1 protein-coding gene (running past one end of the window) is annotated in these 18582 nt (G+C 43.6%); it reads left to right on the top strand.

The genetic code is table 11. The features are described 5' to 3' along the window. Positions 1–18582, top strand: partial view of a DUF5776 domain-containing protein gene (locus R4146_RS06960; RefSeq protein WP_339960737.1) — the 3' portion only. Its footprint begins 16545 nt before the window's first position; the window shows 18582 of its 35127 coding nt (coding positions 16546–35127); its start codon lies beyond the left edge, outside the window; it ends in the stop codon at positions 18580–18582.

The following is an 18582-nucleotide window of genomic DNA, read 5'->3' as shown; positions in this document are numbered from 1 at the left end:
ATCGCTAGTGATAATGCTGCTCAAGCTAAGAGTGCTGCTGCCAATGGGAACTACTCACAGGCTAGTGAATTGAATTCTAGTGCTGCGAAATTTGCATCAACTGCTAGCCAGTATGCGGATTCAGCTAAATCGGCTAGTTCAACCGCTGCAAGTGCTACTATTAACGGAGTTAATGCTGCTAATTCAGCTAGTGCTGTAGCTAGTTCTGCAGCTGCCTTTGATAGCGATGCTAAGAGTGCTTACGCTCTTGCATCCAATGCTAGTGCTGCTGCATCTAATGCTAGTGTTGCATCTAGTTATGCTAATCAAGCATCTAGTGCTAATAATGGAGCCCAAAATGATAGTAAGGCAGTTAGTGATGACGTTAGTTCTGCCAACACCAATGCCAGTGCTGCTGCTTCTACTGCCGCTAGTGCTTCTACAGCTGCTGCTAGTGCTTCAGATAATGCTAAGTCAGCTTCTGCAATTGCTTCGGCTAACCCAAGCAATTCAGCTATTCAGTCATTAGCATCCAGTGCTAATAGTGCTGCTACTGCTGCTTTATCGGCTGCTGTTATTGCATCATCTGCTTACACTCAGGCAAGTGAATACGCATCGAATGCTGCTGCGCAAAGCTCAAATGCTACTGCTGCATCTATTGCTGCATCTACTGCAAACTCGATTGCAGCGAGTGCTGCTGCCGATGCAGCGAGTGCTGCCCAAAGGGGTGATAGCGTTGCTGCCAGTTCTGCAGCAAATGTTGCTAGTGCCGCTGCTGCTGATGCAGCAAAGGCATCGTCCACTGCTGCTGCTGCCAAGAGTGCTGCTGACTCATATGCTAATGACGCTAGTGCTGCCAATAGTAATGCATCTAATGCGAGCGCTACTGCTAATTCTTACAATAATATTGCATCCAGTGCTAATAGTGCGGCTAGTTCCAATGCGAATGCTGGTAAGAATGCAGGTAGTAATAATTCTGCCACTGTAGCATCAGCTAACAGTTATGCTTCTGTTACTGGCACTAGTACCAGTACTGCAGTTAGCTATGCATCTCAAGCATTTTCATATGCTCAAACGGCTAGTTCTGCAGCAGTTGCAACTAGTGGCTTTAATAGTCAAACGCAAAGTAACGCTACTGCTGCGCAAAGTTTAGTTAGTGCAAATAGTCAAAATACGATCGTTAAATCCCAAGCTGCTGCTATTGATGTTGCTAATAGTACGGCTGCGAGTGCACTTGCTGACGCTAACCAACAATCATCAGCTGCTAATTCCGCTTATGCGCTTGCATCCAGTGCTGCTGCGAGTGCCATTACAGCTTCAACCACTGCAAGTAACAATGCAAGTACTGTCAATAGTCTAGTATCAGCTGCTAATAGCTACTATGCTAATGGTGATGTTAGCAATGGTGCGATCTATGCTAATCTAGCCTCTGACACTGCTAAGAGTATGAGTGCTCAATCAATTGCTGCTTTAAATGCAGTAATTGCTGCTTCAAGTGCAACTATACTTGCAAGTAATGCTGCTGCTCAGGCCGAAAAAGATCAATCAATTGCTTCTCAGGCTGCTATTGATGCATCAAACGCACTAAGTGCGGCTAATTCTGCTGCTAACCAAGCTAATGGAGCTAGTTCAAATGGTAGTGCTAATGGTAATTCCATTTCATCTGCATCATCAATTGCTAATAGCGTAGTATCCGGTGACGCTGATAACGCTAGTTTAGCTGGTTCATATGCTGCGAATGCATCATCATCTGCTAAGTTAGCTAATGATAGTGCTGATAGTACTAATAGTGTGAATAATAGTATTGCTGCTTTGATCAGTGCTAATAACCAAGATACATCATTAGCTAGTTTCGTTGCTGCTGCTAGTGCAGCCAATTCAGCTATCGCATCTCTTAATGCGGATGCTCAAGCACAAAAGAGTGCTGCGAGTGCTGCAGCAATTGCTGCTAGCTCAGCTCAAGGTTCAGATAGTTCCCTTGTTTCAGCCATTACTAGTGCATCGAGTGCTGTAAGTTCCAATGATGCTGCTGCTAATTCAGCTTACCTTGCTGGAAGTACAGATGCTGGAAACAGTTATGCTCAAGCTGCTAAGGACGCAGTTACTGCTGCATCGAATGCTGCCCAAGCATTGATTAACAACTCAGCTGCTATTCTTTCACAAACTAACATTGCTAGTTCCGCTGCTTCTCAGGCTGCGAGTGATGTTGCCCAAATGGCAGTGCAAATGAGTAGCTTTAATAGTGCTGCGAGTGCCGCTTCTAGTGCTAAGTCTGCTGTTGATAGTGGTAATAGTGCCGGTAGTAAAGCATCTAACGATGCTAAATCAGCTAGTGCTGCAACATCAATTGCTGCCAGTGATGCTAATGCTAACGATACAATCGTTAACTCAGCATATAGTGCTGCTAGTTCAGCTGCTACTGCGGTAAGTACTATTTCAAGCAATGCTGTTGTTGCTTCTAACTCCATTAATAATTACCTCAACAACGATCCAAGTAACTCCACGTTCAAGAGTGCGGCTTCAGTTGCTACTAGTGCAGTGAGTGCTATCAATAGCTATAACAACGATGCCGCTAACCAAAAGAATATTGCAAGTAGTGCATCCAGTGCTGCTAGTTCACAAGTCGCAGTGATTGCTAGTGCTAGTGCAGCCATTAGTGGTGCAGTTACTAACGCTAATACTTCCTATGCACAAGCCAGCTCTGCTTACCAAACTGGTGATCGAATTGGTGGAGCGATTTACACTTCCGGTGCAGTTAGTGCCGCTAGTGTGGCTAGTGTTAATGCTTCGATTGCAGCTAGTGCCGCTGCCAATATTAGTACGTTAGCTTCAATCGCCGTTAGTGCTGCTAATCAAGCAGTCAATGATGAAAATTCTGCTAATGTAGCTATTGGTTCATTGAACGCTGCTTCATCTGCTGCTGCTAGTGCTGCAGCAAATGCTAGTGCTGATACTTCATCAGCTATCAGTAGTGCTAGTAATGAAGCTTCATCCGCTAGTGCTGCCGCTTCTAATTATGCAAGTGGTGCTAACGCAGATGCTACAAAGGCATCAAATGCTAATATACTTGCATTATCTGCTGATTCAATCGTTACTAGTTATTCTAATAACGTAAATATCTTGAGTTCAGCAATGACTAACTTTACTAGCAACAATTCTGGTAATTCAGCCGTTAGTGCTGCTAGTTCTGCATTTAGTATTGCTAGTTCCGCATTGACTAGTGCTAAGTCTGCTGCTGATGGATTCTCAAATACGGCTAGTTTAGCTTATAGTGTTGCTAGCTCTGCTGTTAATGCTGCTAATAATGCTAATTCAACTGCTAGTTTCAATGCCAGCATCGCTAGTGATAATGCTGCTCAAGCTAAGAGTGCTGCTGCCAATGGGAACTACTCACAGGCTAGTGAATTGAATTCTAGTGCTGCGGAATTTGCATCAACTGCTAGCCAGTATGCGGATTCAGCTAAATCGGCTAGTTCAACCGCTGCAAGTGCTACTATTAACGGAGTTAATGCTGCTAATTCAGCTAGTGCTGTAGCTAGTTCTGCAGCTGCCTTTGATAGCGATGCTAAGAGTGCTTACGCTCTTGCATCCAATGCTAGTGCTGCTGCATCTAATGCTAGTGTTGCATCTAGTTATGCTAATCAAGCATCTAGTGCTAATAATGGAGCCCAAAATGATAGTAAGGCAGTTAGTGATGACGTTAGTTCTGCCAACACCAATGCCAGTGCTGCTGCTTCTACTGCCGCTAGTGCTTCTACAGCTGCTGCTAGTGCTTCAGATAATGCTAAGTCAGCTTCTGCAATTGCTTCGGCTAACCCAAGCAATTCAGCTATTCAGTCATTAGCATCCAGTGCTAATAGTGCTGCTACTGCTGCTTTATCGGCTGCTGTTATTGCATCATCTGCTTACACTCAGGCAAGTGAATACGCATCGAATGCTGCTGCGCAAAGCTCAAATGCTACTGCTGCATCTATTGCTGCATCTACTGCAAACTCGATTGCAGCGAGTGCTGCTGCCGATGCAGCGAGTGCTGCCCAAAGGGGTGATAGCGTTGCTGCCAGTTCTGCAGCAAATGTTGCTAGTGCCGCTGCTGCTGATGCAGCAAAGGCATCGTCCACTGCTGCTGCTGCCAAGAGTGCTGCTGACTCATATGCTAATGACGCTAGTGCTGCCAATAGTAATGCATCTAATGCGAGCGCTACTGCTAATTCTTACAATAATATTGCATCCAGTGCTAATAGTGCGGCTAGTTCCAATGCGAATGCTGGTAAGAATGCAGGTAGTAATAATTCTGCCACTGTAGCATCAGCTAACAGTTATGCTTCTGTTACTGGCACTAGTACCAGTACTGCAGTTAGCTATGCATCTCAAGCATTTTCATATGCTCAAACGGCTAGTTCTGCAGCAGTTGCAACTAGTGGCTTTAATAGTCAAACGCAAAGTAACGCTACTGCTGCGCAAAGCTTAGCTAGTGCAAATAGTCAAAATACGATCGTTAAATCCCAAGCTGCTGCTATTGATGTTGCTAATAGTACGGCTGCGAGTGCACTTGCTGACGCTAACCAACAATCATCAGCTGCTAATTCCGCTTATGCGCTTGCATCCAGTGCTGCTGCGAGTGCCATTACAGCTTCAACCACTGCAAGTAACAATGCAAGTACTGTCAATAGTCTAGTATCAGCTGCTAATAGCTACTATGCTAATGGTGATGTTAGCAATGGTGCGATCTATGCTAATCTAGCCTCTGACACTGCTAAGAGTATGAGTGCTCAATCAATTGCTGCTTTAAATGCAGTAATTGCTGCTTCAAGTGCAACTATACTTGCAAGTAATGCTGCTGCTCAGGCCGAAAAAGATCAATCAATTGCTTCTCAGGCTGCTATTGATGCATCAAACGCACTAAGTGCGGCTAATTCTGCTGCTAACCAAGCTAATGGAGCTAGTTCAAATGGTAGTGCTAATAGTAATTCCATTTCATCTGCATCATCAATTGCTAATAGCGTAGTATCCGGTGACGCTGATAACGCTAGTTTAGCTGGTTCATATGCTGCGAATGCATTATCATCTGCTAAGTTAGCTAATGATAGTGCTGATAGTACTAATAGTGTGAATAATAGTATTGCTGCTTTGATCAGTGCTAATAACCAAGATACATCATTAGCTAGTTTCGTTGCTGCTGCTAGTGCAGCCAATTCAGCTATCGCATCTCTTAATGCGGATGCTCAAGCACAAAAGAGTGCTGCGAGTGCTGCAGCAATTGCTGCTAGCTCAGCTCAAGGTTCAGATAGTTCCCTTGTTTCAGCCATTACTAGTGCATCGAGTGCTGTAAGTTCCAATGATGCTGCTGCTAATTCAGCTTACCTTGCTGGAAGTACAGATGCTGGAAACAGTTATGCTCAAGCTGCTAAGGACGCAGTTACTGCTGCATCGAATGCTGCCCAAGCATTGATTAACAACTCAGCTGCTATTCTTTCACAAACTAACATTGCTAGTTCCGCTGCTTCTCAGGCTGCGAGTGATGTTGCCCAAATGGCAGTGCAAATGAGTAGCTTTAATAGTGCTGCGAGTGCCGCTTCTAGTGCTAAGTCTGCTGTTGATAGTGGTAATAGTGCCGGTAGTAAAGCATCTAACGATGCTAAATCAGCTAGTGCTGCAACATCAATTGCTGCCAGTGATGCTAATGCTAACGATACAATCGTTAACTCAGCATATAGTGCTGCTAGTTCAGCTGCTACTGCGGTAAGTACTATTTCAAGCAATGCTGTTGTTGCTTCTAACTCCATTAATAATTACCTCAACAACGATCCAAGTAACTCCACGTTCAAGAGTGCGGCTTCAGTTGCTACTAGTGCAGTGAGTGCTATCAATAGCTATAACAACGATGCCGCTAACCAAAAGAATATTGCAAGTAGTGCATCCAGTGCTGCTAGTTCACAAGTCGCAGTGATTGCTAGTGCTAGTGCAGCCATTAGTGGTGCAGTTACTAACGCTAATACTTCCTATGCACAAGCCAGCTCTGCTTACCAAACTGGTGATCGAATTGGTGGAGCGATTTACACTTCCGGTGCAGTTAGTGCCGCTAGTGTGGCTAGTGTTAATGCTTCGATTGCAGCTAGTGCCGCTGCCAATATTAGTACGTTAGCTTCAATCGCCGTTAGTGCTGCTAATCAAGCAGTCAATGATGAAAATTCTGCTAATGTAGCTATTGGTTCATTGAACGCTGCTTCATCTGCTGCTGCTAGTGCTGCAGCAAATGCTAGTGCTGATACTTCATCAGCTATCAGTAGTGCTAGTAATGAAGCTTCATCCGCTAGTGCTGCCGCTTCTAATTATGCAAGTGGTGCTAACGCAGATGCTACAAAGGCATCAAATGCTAATATACTTGCATCATCTGCTGATTCAATCGTTACTAGTTATTCTAATAACGTAAATATCTTGAGTTCAGCAATGACTAACTTTACTAGCAACAATTCTGGTAATTCAGCCGTTAGTGCTGCTAGTTCTGCATTTAGTATTGCTAGTTCCGCATTGACTAGTGCTAAGTCTGCTGCTGATGGATTCTCAAATACGGCTAGTTTAGCTTATAGTGTTGCTAGCTCTGCTGTTAATGCTGCTAATAATGCTAATTCAACTGCTAGTTTCAATGCCAGCATCGCTAGTGATAATGCTGCTCAAGCTAAGAGTGCTGCTGCCAATGGGAACTACTCACAGGCTAGTGAATTGAATTCTAGTGCTGCGAAATTTGCATCAACTGCTAGCCAGTATGCGGATTCAGCTAAATCGGCTAGTTCAACCGCTGCAAGTGCTACTATTAACGGAGTTAATGCTGCTAATTCAGCTAGTGCTGTAGCTAGTTCTGCAGCTGCCTTTGATAGCGATGCTAAGAGTGCTTACGCTCTTGCATCCAATGCTAGTGCTGCTGCATCTAATGCTAGTGTTGCATCTAGTTATGCTAATCAAGCATCTAGTGCTAATAATGGAGCCCAAAATGATAGTAAGGCAGTTAGTGATGACGTTAGTTCTGCCAACACCAATGCCAGTGCTGCTGCTTCTACTGCCGCTAGTGCTTCTACAGCTGCTGCTAGTGCTTCAGATAATGCTAAGTCAGCTTCTGCAATTGCTTCGGCTAACCCAAGCAATTCAGCTATTCAGTCATTAGCATCCAGTGCTAATAGTGCTGCTACTGCTGCTTTATCGGCTGCTGTTATTGCATCATCTGCTTACACTCAGGCAAGTGAATACGCATCGAATGCTGCTGCGCAAAGCTCAAATGCTACTGCTGCATCTATTGCTGCATCTACTGCAAACTCGATTGCAGCGAGTGCTGCTGCCGATGCAGCGAGTGCTGCCCAAAGGGGTGATAGCGTTGCTGCCAGTTCTGCAGCAAATGTTGCTAGTGCCGCTGCTGCTGATGCAGCAAAGGCATCGTCCACTGCTGCTGCTGCCAAGAGTGCTGCTGACTCATATGCTAATGACGCTAGTGCTGCCAATAGTAATGCATCTAATGCGAGCGCTACTGCTAATTCTTACAATAATATTGCATCCAGTGCTAATAGTGCGGCTAGTTCCAATGCGAATGCTGGTAAGAATGCAGGTAGTAATAATTCTGCCACTGTAGCATCAGCTAACAGTTATGCTTCTGTTACTGGCACTAGTACCAGTACTGCAGTTAGCTATGCATCTCAAGCATTTTCATATGCTCAAACGGCTAGTTCTGCTGCTGTCGCTACTAGTGGTTTCAATGATCAAGCCCAAAGTAATGCTACTGCTGCGCAAAGCTTAGCTAGTGCAAATAATAATAATACAGTTGTTCAATCACAAGCTAAGTTAGCCAGTGCTGCTGCTATTGCTACTTCAAACGCCTTAAGTGATGCTAACGCTCAATCTGTTATTGCTAGCTCTGCATATGCAACAGCTTCTGATGCTGCCAATAGTGCTAAAGCTGCTTCAATTGCTGCTTCAATTGCAATTAGTAACATTAACAGTAATGTTTCTTTAGCTAATAGCTATTACGCAAATGGTGATACAAACAACGGATCACTCTTTGCTTCCCAAGCATCTGCGGGCTTAAGTGGACTTAGTTCTCAAGCAAGCATTACATCCAGTGCTAATAGTGTTGCATCCAGTGCCACTATTGTTGCAAAAGATGCTGCTGCTAAGGCAATTGCTGATCAAAATACTGCTAGCTCTGCTGCTAGTGAAGGTTCAGCTGCCATGAGTACTGCCAGTTCTGCTGCTAGTGCTGCTGCTAAGAACGCTAATAACGGTAGTAACGATACTTCATCAGCTAATTCAGCTAATTCAGTTGCTGGTAGTGTTGTTGCTGTTGATTCTACTAATGTTAGCTTAGCTAATTCATATGCATCTGATGCATCATCATCAGCTAAAATTGCTAATAGTGAAGCAACTAGCATTAATGCTGTAAATAATAGTGTTGCTAGTTTAGCTGCTGCTAATTCCGCTAATGCTTCAGTTGCCAGTGCCGCTGTTGCTGCTAGTCAAGCTAACTCACAACTTGCTTCTTATGCGAGCGATGCTAACGATCAATCTTCTACTGCTGCTAGTGCTGCCGCTGCTGCTAAAGGTGTTCAAGGCTCAAATGCAGCGCTTAGTTCCGCAATTACTAGTGCTTCAAATGTAGTTAATATTTATGTTGCTTCAGCCAACTCAGCTTATCTTGCTGGTAGTCAATCTGCTGGTGATAGTTATGCTAGTGTTGCGAGTGAAGCTGCATCTACTGCTAGTTTGAATGCTCAAACAATGGTTAATAATTCTAGTGCAATTCTTAGTTACACTAATATTGCCAGTGTTGCTGCTTCTAAGGCTGCTAGTGATGTAGCTCAAATGGCAATTCAAATGAGTTCATTCAATAGTGCTTCATCTGCAGCATCGAGTGCTGCTAGTGCTGCTAATGGTGGTAGTAGTGCCGCTAGTTCTGCATCCAGTGCTTATGGATCAGCTGCAAGTACTATTAATGTTAACTTCAAGACAGCTTCTAATGATTCAGCAGCTGCTAGCTCATACAATGCAGTTGCATCCAGTGCTGCTAGTGTAGTTGATAGTACTACTAGTGTTGCTAGTGGGGTTACTAGTGGAATCAATAGTTACTTCGACGATGATCCTACTAATTCTACCTTTAAGTCAGCTTCTGTTGCTGCATCTAGTGCAATGGCAACCATTTACAGTGCTAATAGTGATGCCCAATCTCAAAAGGCAATTGCAGCTAGTGCCACTTCGGATGTCAATTCATACTATACATTGGTAAGTAATGCTAATAATGCTCTTACAGCTGCTAACGTTGGTATTTTATATCAAAATAGTTTAGCTAATTCAGCTTATGCGAAGGGTGACTTTACCGATGGCGATGCAGCAATTAGTGCTGCCTCATCATACGCCGCTGCTGCTAGTCAACAAGCAATTGTTACCACCAGTTATGCGAGTGCAATGAACAGTTTAACTGATGTTGCAAGTAAGGCTGCTAGCCAAGCTAAGACTGATATTGATACTGTTTCAATTGCTAATACTGCATTGAGTCAAGCTGCTTCAAGTGCTGCATCTGCTTCTTCCAATGAAGGGACAAATGCTACGAATAGTGCTGGTGCTACTAATGCTAGTGCTACTTCAGCTAGTTCAGCTGCTTCAATCGCAGCTAGTGGTGCGAATGTAAATGCTAGTGCTGCATCATCTGCTAATTCAGTTGCTTCATCTGCAGATAATACGGTTACCAGCTACTCTAATGATGCTAATAGCATGAGTACTTCAATGGGCAGTTATGCTAGTGCTAATTCAAGTAATACTGCAATTAGAAATGCTAGTTCTGCTTTCGCAAGTGCCAGTGCTGCATTATCTAACGTTAAATCATCTGCTGACACTGAATCATCAAATGCAAGTTCAGCTGCTCAAGCTGCAATTTCAGCTGCTTCAACTGCTAATAGTGCTAACTCGGCAGCAAGTGTCAATGCTAGTTTAGCAAGTATTAATACTAGTCAAGCAGTTTCTGCTAATAGTGCTCATAACTACACGCAAGCTAGTCAATTTAACTCAGCTGCTGCTAGTTATGCAGCTTTAGCTAGTTCAAACGCTAATGATGCCAAGTTTGCATCAACAACTGCATCGACCGCAACTGAGACTGCTAAGAGCGCTGCTTCATCAGCATTAAGTGCTGTTAACTCTGCTGCTGATTTGAATAAATTAATGAGTTCAGCAATTGATGCTGCCTCCAATGCTAGTGCCGCAACTAACGATGCTAGTGCTGCTAAGAGTTACGCTAATCAAGCTTCTAGTGACGCTGCTGCTGCTGGTAGTGATAAGGCTAATGTGGATACTAAGTCAACTAATGCTAAGAGTTACGCTAATCAAGCTGCCAGTGCTGCTAACTCAGCTGCATCTAGTGCAGCTGCTGCTAATTCCGCTGCTTCCACAGCAAATTCAATGGCTTATGCCAACCCAAGTAACTCAACAGTTAAGTCATTAGCTGATAAGGCTTCTAATGATGCTAGTGTTGCAAGTAGTGCTGCTTCCTCTGCCGCTAGTGCTCGTGATAAAGCTAGTTCTGCCAATTCCGTTGTTTCATCAGCGCAATCTGCTGCTTCTACTGCTAATGCTGCTGCTTCATCAGCAAATTCAATTGCTAGTGCTGCGGCTAATGCTGCAAGTAGCTATGCTAATGATGGGAACAGTAGCGCTGCCAGTTCTGCTCGTTCAGCTGCCAGTTCAGCTGCTCTTGATGCAAGCAATGCTAAGAACAGTGCTGCTGCTGCAAACAGCGCTGCAAACAGCGCTGCTGATGCCGCATCCAGTGCTAATGCCGATGCAACCAGTGCCGCTAGTGCTGCAAACAGTGCTGCTGCTGCTGCAAACAGTGCTAACAGTGCTGCATCGAGTGCCGCTAGTGCTGCTAGCAATGGTAACACAAGTGCTAATGCTGCTAAGAGCTTAGCTGCAAGTGCATCTAGCGTAACTAGCAGTTATGCTAGTGCTGCTAATGCTGATGCTAGTGCTGCCGGCAGTTATGCTAGCCAAGCATCTAGTGTCGACAGTAATGTTACAAGTCAATCTACTATAGCGGATCAACAACGCAACTCAATGAACAGCTTAGTAGCTGCTAACTCTGGTAATTCAGCTATTAGTAAAGCTGCTAGTGCATTAGCATCGGCTAGTTCCGCTCTAAGTGGCGTTAAGCGTGATGCTGACTCTCAAAACAGTGCTGCATCCAGTGCTGCCATTGCTGCCATTGCTGCTGCTAATGAAGCTAATAGTATTAGCGTAGCTGCTAGTTCTAATGCTAATATGGCTAATGTTTATGCTAGTCAAGCTAGCTCTGCTAACTTTGCGGGTAACTACTCATTAGCTGCTTCATTGAATTCGAGTGCTGCTAGTTATGCTAGCCTCACCAATGGTCAGGTTAGTTCAGCTTCAACCGCAGCAGCTTCAGCTAATTCAGCTAAATCAGCTGCCAGTTCTGCTGCTAGTGCAGCAATTAATGATCAAACTAATGCTGATAGTTTAACTAGTCAGATCAACAGTGCAATGAGTGCTGCTAACCAAGCTAGTGCAGCTAATAGTTATGCAAGCAACGCATCTTCAGCATCATTTGACGCAGCTTTAGCTAGTTCAGGGGTCAATAGTAATTCTGCAATTGCTAGTTCAGCTACTAGTATTGCTAATAGTGCAAGTAATATTGCTAATTCGGCTTCTCAAGCTGCAAGTATAGCTGCTTCTGCAGCAACTAACTCTGCAAAAGCAGCAGATAAGTTAGCTAATACTAATCCAAGCAACTCTGCAATTAGTTCTGCAGCTAGTGTTGCTGATTCTGCTGCCAGTGCTGCCAGTGCTGCTGCAAATGCTGCTGGAAAAAATAGTGTGGATGCAAGTAATGCAGCTTCCAATGCGGCTTCTAACAGTATTAATGCTGATTCAGCAAAATCTGCAGCTAGTGCAGCAAGTTCAGCTGCTAGCTCCGCTGCTAGTGCAGCAAGTACAGCTGCTCAATCTGGTGATAGTAGTGCTGCTTCACAATATGCATCAGCTGCTGCTTCCGCTGATGCAGCTGCACGTGCGGCAAGTAATGCAGCTTCAACAGCAGCAGCCAATGCTAAGTCATATGCTTATATTGCAAGTTCAGCTGCTAATGAAGCTGCTAAGAATAAGAGAACCGCTGACAGTGCAAGTTCTACTGCTGACTCAGCTAATAATGCTGCAAACAGTATTGCAAGTGATGCAGCCAAAGGTGCTGGTTCAGCAACTGCTGCTACTAATAGTGCAAGTAGCGTTGTATCTGCTACTGCTAGTTTTGCAAACCAAGCAGATACGAATGCTTCAGCTGCTGGTTCATACGCTGCAATTGCAAGTTCAGCTGCTAATGCTACGTCTGAATTTAATAGTAATGCCATGAGTTATTCAGTAACTGCATCTAGTATTGCTAATGCAAACTCAGGTAATACAGTTGTTAGCAAGGCCGCTATTGATGCTTCCAGCGCAGCTGCAGTAGTTTCCAGTGCTAACATTGAAGCCCATAATCAATCTAGTTCTGCACAAACTGCTTATGCTGCTGCAAGCACAGCTGCTTCTAAGGCAGCAAGTGATTTATCTTCCGCTAAATCTGGATTTAGTGATGCGAGTGCATTTGCAAGTCAAGCCGCTGACGCATATAAATCTGGAAATGCAACCACTGGAAGTATATTTAACTCACAAGCCGCCAGTGTTGCTGCCAGAGTTGTTGCTTATCAAAATGATGCTCAAAGTCAATCTAGTATTGCTGCTGCTGCCACGATTGCTGCAAGTATAGCTGCTTCACTAGCTACTAGTGCCCAAGCTGTAGCTTCTGGAGCCATTAGTCAAGTTGCTAGTGCCACATCAATGGCTGAATCAGCTGCAAGTGCTGCTGGTAGTGTCACTGATCAAGCCGGTAAGAACGCTAATAGTACTAATTCAGTTAGTGTATTTTCAAGTAGTGCTGCTAACGTAATTAGTTCTAGTGCAAATATGGCTGGTCAGTATGCATCAATAGCCGTTAGTGCAGCTAGTGTTGCCAATGATGGCTCAACAGCTGCATCTAAGACTAATAATTCGGTTAATAACTTAGCAAATAGTTATCCAAGTAACGCTTCGCTTGCTAGTTACGCTAGTGCTGCTAACTCAGTTAACGCTAATATCAGTAATTATGCTAGTGATGCAGATGCACAATCTAGTGCAGCGATTGCTGCTAATAGTTCTGCTCAAGCACTTAAGAGTAGTAGTTCATCATTGCTTAGCTCACTTGCAACGATGTCTAATCAGGTCTCTAGCTATGACAGTCAAGCGAAATCAGCTTACCTAGCTGGTAGTAGTGCAGTTGGTTCTAGTTATGCTGCCCAAGCATTAGCTAACGTTAGTGCAGCTAGTTCTATTGCGCAACAACTAAGTGCTAATTCTAGTGCAGTTCAAAGCTATGCTAGTGCAGCTAGTATAGCAGCTGATAATGCTATTAAGGATCGCGATAATATTGCATCTCAAAATAGTATGTTAAATAACATCAGTAATAATGCTAATAGTGCAATTGCTGCTGCTAATAATGGATCAGCTTCTGCTAACTCAGCTTCTGCAACGATTAGTAGTGCTAATAGCGCAACTAACATGAATTCATCAATTGCTAGTGGTAATAAACAAGCTGTATCTTCATACGCTTCAATTGCTAGTTCAATTGCTGGTGTAGTTAGTTCAAATGCAGTTGTGAATAGTCAAGCTACTGGATTCATTAATAGCTTATACAACCGTGATCCTCAAAATAGCTCTTTCCAAGCTGCCGTATCAATTGCTTCAAGTGCTATGAACGTAATTAACAGTGCTAATGATGATGCTAATACGCAAAAGAGTATTGCAAATAGTGCTTCATCTGCAGTTGACTCTAATATTGCAACTCTTAACTCAGCTAGTGCAGCCATTAGTAATGCAGTGCTTCAAAATAGTATTTACTATGCTAATGCATCATCTGCATATGCGGCTGGTAATACAGCGGGTGGTTCATACTTTACAGCTAGTGCTCAATCTGCTGCATCCGTTGCTAGCTCTAATGCTGCAATTGCTGCGAGTGCTGCCCAAGCAACTACTAGTTTGACTAGTGTGGCATCTAGTGCTGCGGATCAAGCCCAAACTGATTTAAATAGTGCTAATGCAGCTGGAGCTGCGTTAAATGCAGCTAAGACGAGTGCATCGAATGTTGCAACCAGTGCTGCTCAAAGTGGAACTAATTCTGCTAATAGTGCTTCAGCCACTGCTTCAAGTGCTACGAAGGTAACTGCTAGTGATGCTATTGTTGCTCAAGACGCTGCTGATAGTGCAATGAGCAATTCCGCAGTCGTTTCCGCTGCTGCTAGTGTGGTTGTTTCAGATTCTGCAAAAGCAGACGGCTCAAGTGCGGTCATGAGTGATTACGTTGCTCAAAACCCAAGCAACACTATAATTAAGAGTGCTGCTGCGGTATTAACGAGTGCTAGTGCTGCGATGACTACGGTTAAATCCAATGTTGATAACCTTAATTCAGCTACTTCCACTGCTGCTAGCGTTGCTAGTTCTGCTGCACAAGTTGCTAATAGTGCTAGTGTTGTTGCTAGTTCCAATGCTAATATGGCTAGTTTCGTGGCTAGTCAAGCCATCAGTGCTAATAATGCTGGTAACTACACCCAAGCTAGTGCTTTGAATATCTCTGCTAATAGCTATGCTAATGCAGCTAGTGCTCAAGTAAGTGCTGCTAATGCTGCTGCATCCACTGCAGTTAGTGCTAACTCATTTACTGCGAGTGCTGCTACATCGGCATTAAGTTATCAAGCACAAGCAGATTCATTAGCGGCTCAAATTAGTAGCGCAGTTGGATTAGCTAATAATGCTAGTGCTGCTGACCGGATTGCAAGAGATGATACTAGTGCTAATAGTAGTATGGTAGTTAGTTATACTAGTGCTACTAATAGCTACACAAATGGGACTAATGATGCACTTAATGGAACTAATTCAAATGCAGCTATTGCTGCTTCAGCTTCTATTGCTGTATCAGGGTCATCATCAGCTGCTCAAAATTCATCCAGCGTGGTTAAATCAATTGCTGCTGCTAATAGTAGCAATGCCGCAATTAACAGTGCTGTAAGTACTATTAGTAGTGCTAATAGTAAGATGAATAAGGTCAACCAAGATGTGGCAAGCCAAAAAGATGCTGCTTTCGCTGCTGCTAGTGTTGCTAGTGCTGCTGCAAATGATGCTAATAGTGCTAATGATGCAGCTAATGAAAGTTCTAAGATTGCTTCAATCTACGCTTCATTAGCATCTAGTGCTGTTATTGCTCATGATTTTGATAATGCAAGTAAGTACAGCAATTCAGTAGCATTAAATGCTAATAGTGCTGTAATATTAGCTAGTATCGCTGCTTCAGCTTATGCTAATGCAACTACTCAATCGAGTATCGCATCCCAAGCTGCAGCAAAGGCACAATCTGATGCATCAATTGCAAATTCATTATCTGGTGTAATCAGTGATGCAACGAATGGTGCTCAATTAGCTAGTCAAGCTGCTAGTGATGCAAATCGTGCTAGCTTAGCTGCCGGATCAGCTCAATCAGATGTGAATGCTACTAGTTCTGCAGTTGCTGTAATTAGTAGTGCTAATTCAACGGCTAACACAGGCAGTTCTGTAGCTAGTCAACAAGTTGCTAGTGCTAATGGTGCTGCTACTGACGCATCTAAGACCGCTAGTGCTGCTACTAGTACGGCTTCTGCCGCTGCTAAGGATGTAGTGGTTAAATATAATGTATCAATTGCTAATAGTGCTGCTATCGTTGCTGGTTCTGCTGCTCAACAAGCTAGTGCTGCCAATGATGCACTTAGATCAGCATCAGTTGCAGTTAATGCTGCCAGTGTTGCTGCTAATAATGCTCAAAGTGCTGCTAATAGTGCGAATGCGTCTGCAGTTAGTGCCAATGTGGTTGCTAGCTTAGCTGCTCAAGCGGGTAACAGCTCTACTGCTAGCTCAGCTCGTTCAATTGCTGAATCGGCTGCTAGTGTGGTATCGATTTATCATAGTCAAGCCGTTAGTGCTGCCAGTGCTGCTAACGCTGCCGCTTCAAACGTAGTGACTGCTCAATCGCAAGTTGCTAGTGCTAATAGTGCAGCGCAAAGTGCTAATGCCGTAGCTAGTGCTGCTAGTTCAGCGATTGATTCAGAAATGGCTGCAACTAGTGCTGGAACGACTAATGTTCAAAGCATTGCTAATTCTGCTAATAGTGTAGCTTCAAACGCTACTACGAACCTAAGCAATGCTAATGCTAATGCTGATCAAGCTAGTTGGGCTAGTCAATCAGCTAGTTCAATTGCCAATGCCATTAGTCAGACTAGTCAAACAATAAACGATGCTGCAAATAGCATTGCCCGTTTCAATAGTGCTATTTCTGGTAATAGCATCTTAGTTAGTGAAGCTAGTCAAGCAAGCATTGCCAATAGTGTAGCTAGTGCTGCTCGTCAAGTTGCTATTCAACAAAATAGCATTGCTAGTTCAGCTTATGCTAATGCTAGCTCAGCTGTTGTGGTTGCTAACTCTGCTAATGCTGATATGCAAAAGTCAGCTGCCTTTGCTAATTCAATTGCAGCTAAAGCAACGTCATACTATGCTGACGGAAACCGTGAAGCTGGTGACATTTATACTAGTCTTGCATCTTCAGCATTAGCTAGTGTGAATGCAAGTAATCAAATCTTTAGTTCTGCTACCGGAGTGATTGCTACTGATACTTCCACTGCTACTTCTGCTGCTAGTCAAGCAAGTAGCGCTCAAAGTAACGCTGACAGTGCTAGTCAACAAGCTGCTAGTGCACTAAGCTTAGCTTCAGATGCCTATGCAGCAGCCTCAGATGCCATCGTTGCTTCTAAGGCAGCAACGACAGTTAGTTCCGCTGTTAAGACGATTGCTTCGGATGCCGCTAATACTACTTCTAATGCTAGTGCTACTAATAGTTTAAATAGCTTAGTTGCTTCTAATTCAGCTGCTATTCAACCAGCGGTTAGTGCAATTAATAGTATTGCTAGCTCTGCCGCTGTAACTGCTGGCGAGTATGCTGGTAATGGTAGTATTGCTAGCTTAATGGCTACGATCAATAGTAACGTGGCACTTGCTAGCTCAGCATCTGCTGATATGTCATCTGCTACGAGTGTAGTTAGTTCAGCTAACCAAGTTGCTAATAGTCAAAACAGCTTGGCTAGTTCCGCTAATGCCAATGCGAATAAGTTGAACAACTTAGCTACATCGGCAACTTCGATTGTTAACTCTGCTGCAAGTGGTGCTAATAGTGCGATGGCTAGTTATGCTCGTTCCACTGCAGTATCTGCTGCTAGTGCGGCAACGAGTGCCCAAAGCGTTGCAACTAGTGCATCTGCTGCTGCAAGTACGGCTGAATCGATTGCTAGATCTGCTGCTAGTCAGGCTGCTTTAGACTACTCATTAGCTAACAGTGCTAACTTTGCAACTAGTACGGCTGGTGATAACATTAGAAGTGTTGCCGGTAGTATCAGCAATAGTATCGCTACTTCCAATGCCCTTTCATCAGCTTCTGCTAGTGCCTCTGCCAGTGCTTCTGCGAGTGCATCAATCGCCTCTGCTAACTCTGCTAGTGATAGCGTAATCTCATTTATGAACAGTGTTATCAATAGTGCTTCTGCTAGTGCTTCTAAGGCAATCGCAGATAAGACAAGCAGTGCAAGTTCCACTACCTCTTCAAACAGTGCTACTGGATCTACCAGCACCGCTAGTTCTACTAATTCGGCTACTAGTTCGGTAGCTAATGCTGATTACTTCAAGTCTGGAGTTAGTGATGCTAAGCATAATCGGAAACGGAATGCTAGTTACGCTAATCAAGACACCTATCAAGGTGGTTACAATGGGTACTCTGCTGGATACAACAATAAAAATTACAGTGAAGCCAGTGGAGTTTCATCCACGTATGCAAGTTATTATGCTCGTGCATATTCACTCGGCCAATCTGCTTACAATTCTCAAGTAGCATTAGGAAGTAAGCAAGCTGCTAAGGATGTTGTTGCTGCACCATCCCTTAAGAACAAGTCACAAGGTTACAAAGATGGTTACACGACTTCATTCGATAGTAAACTTGCTAAGCATCCAAATTACGTTTACAATAAACAAACTATCTATCTCCACTTAGGTTCTATCTTTAATAAGAAGGGCCGGATTATTAAGTTACGTAAGACTTCTGGTAGTAAGATCAAGAAGTTTAAGGTTAACAAGATTACGATTAACAAGAGTGGTTTAGTTCGTTATTACGTCAAGAATGCTTTAATCTCCGGTGTGAAGAGAAGTGGGTACATTACTGCAAATCATGGATTTGTAGTTAGTGCTTACTATCAATCCAATGATGTTAAAAAGGCTAAAAAGGCTAAACGTGCCGTTAAGGTCATTAACTCTAAAGGAGTAAATGTCCATGGTAACGTTAAGTTCTCAACTACCAAACGTCATTACAAATTAGGTGCAAAGGTAAAAGTGAATAGAGTTGTCAAGTACAAGGGAATTACCCGTTTCTACATTGGAAAGGATAAATACCTTACTAGTAACAAGAAGTTCGTTAAATTTATCTAA

It is taken from the genome of Nicoliella lavandulae (assembly GCF_037546185.1).
Lineage (GTDB): Bacteria > Bacillota > Bacilli > Lactobacillales > Lactobacillaceae > Nicoliella > Nicoliella lavandulae.
This window is presented reverse-complemented; position numbering and strand designations above follow the sequence as displayed.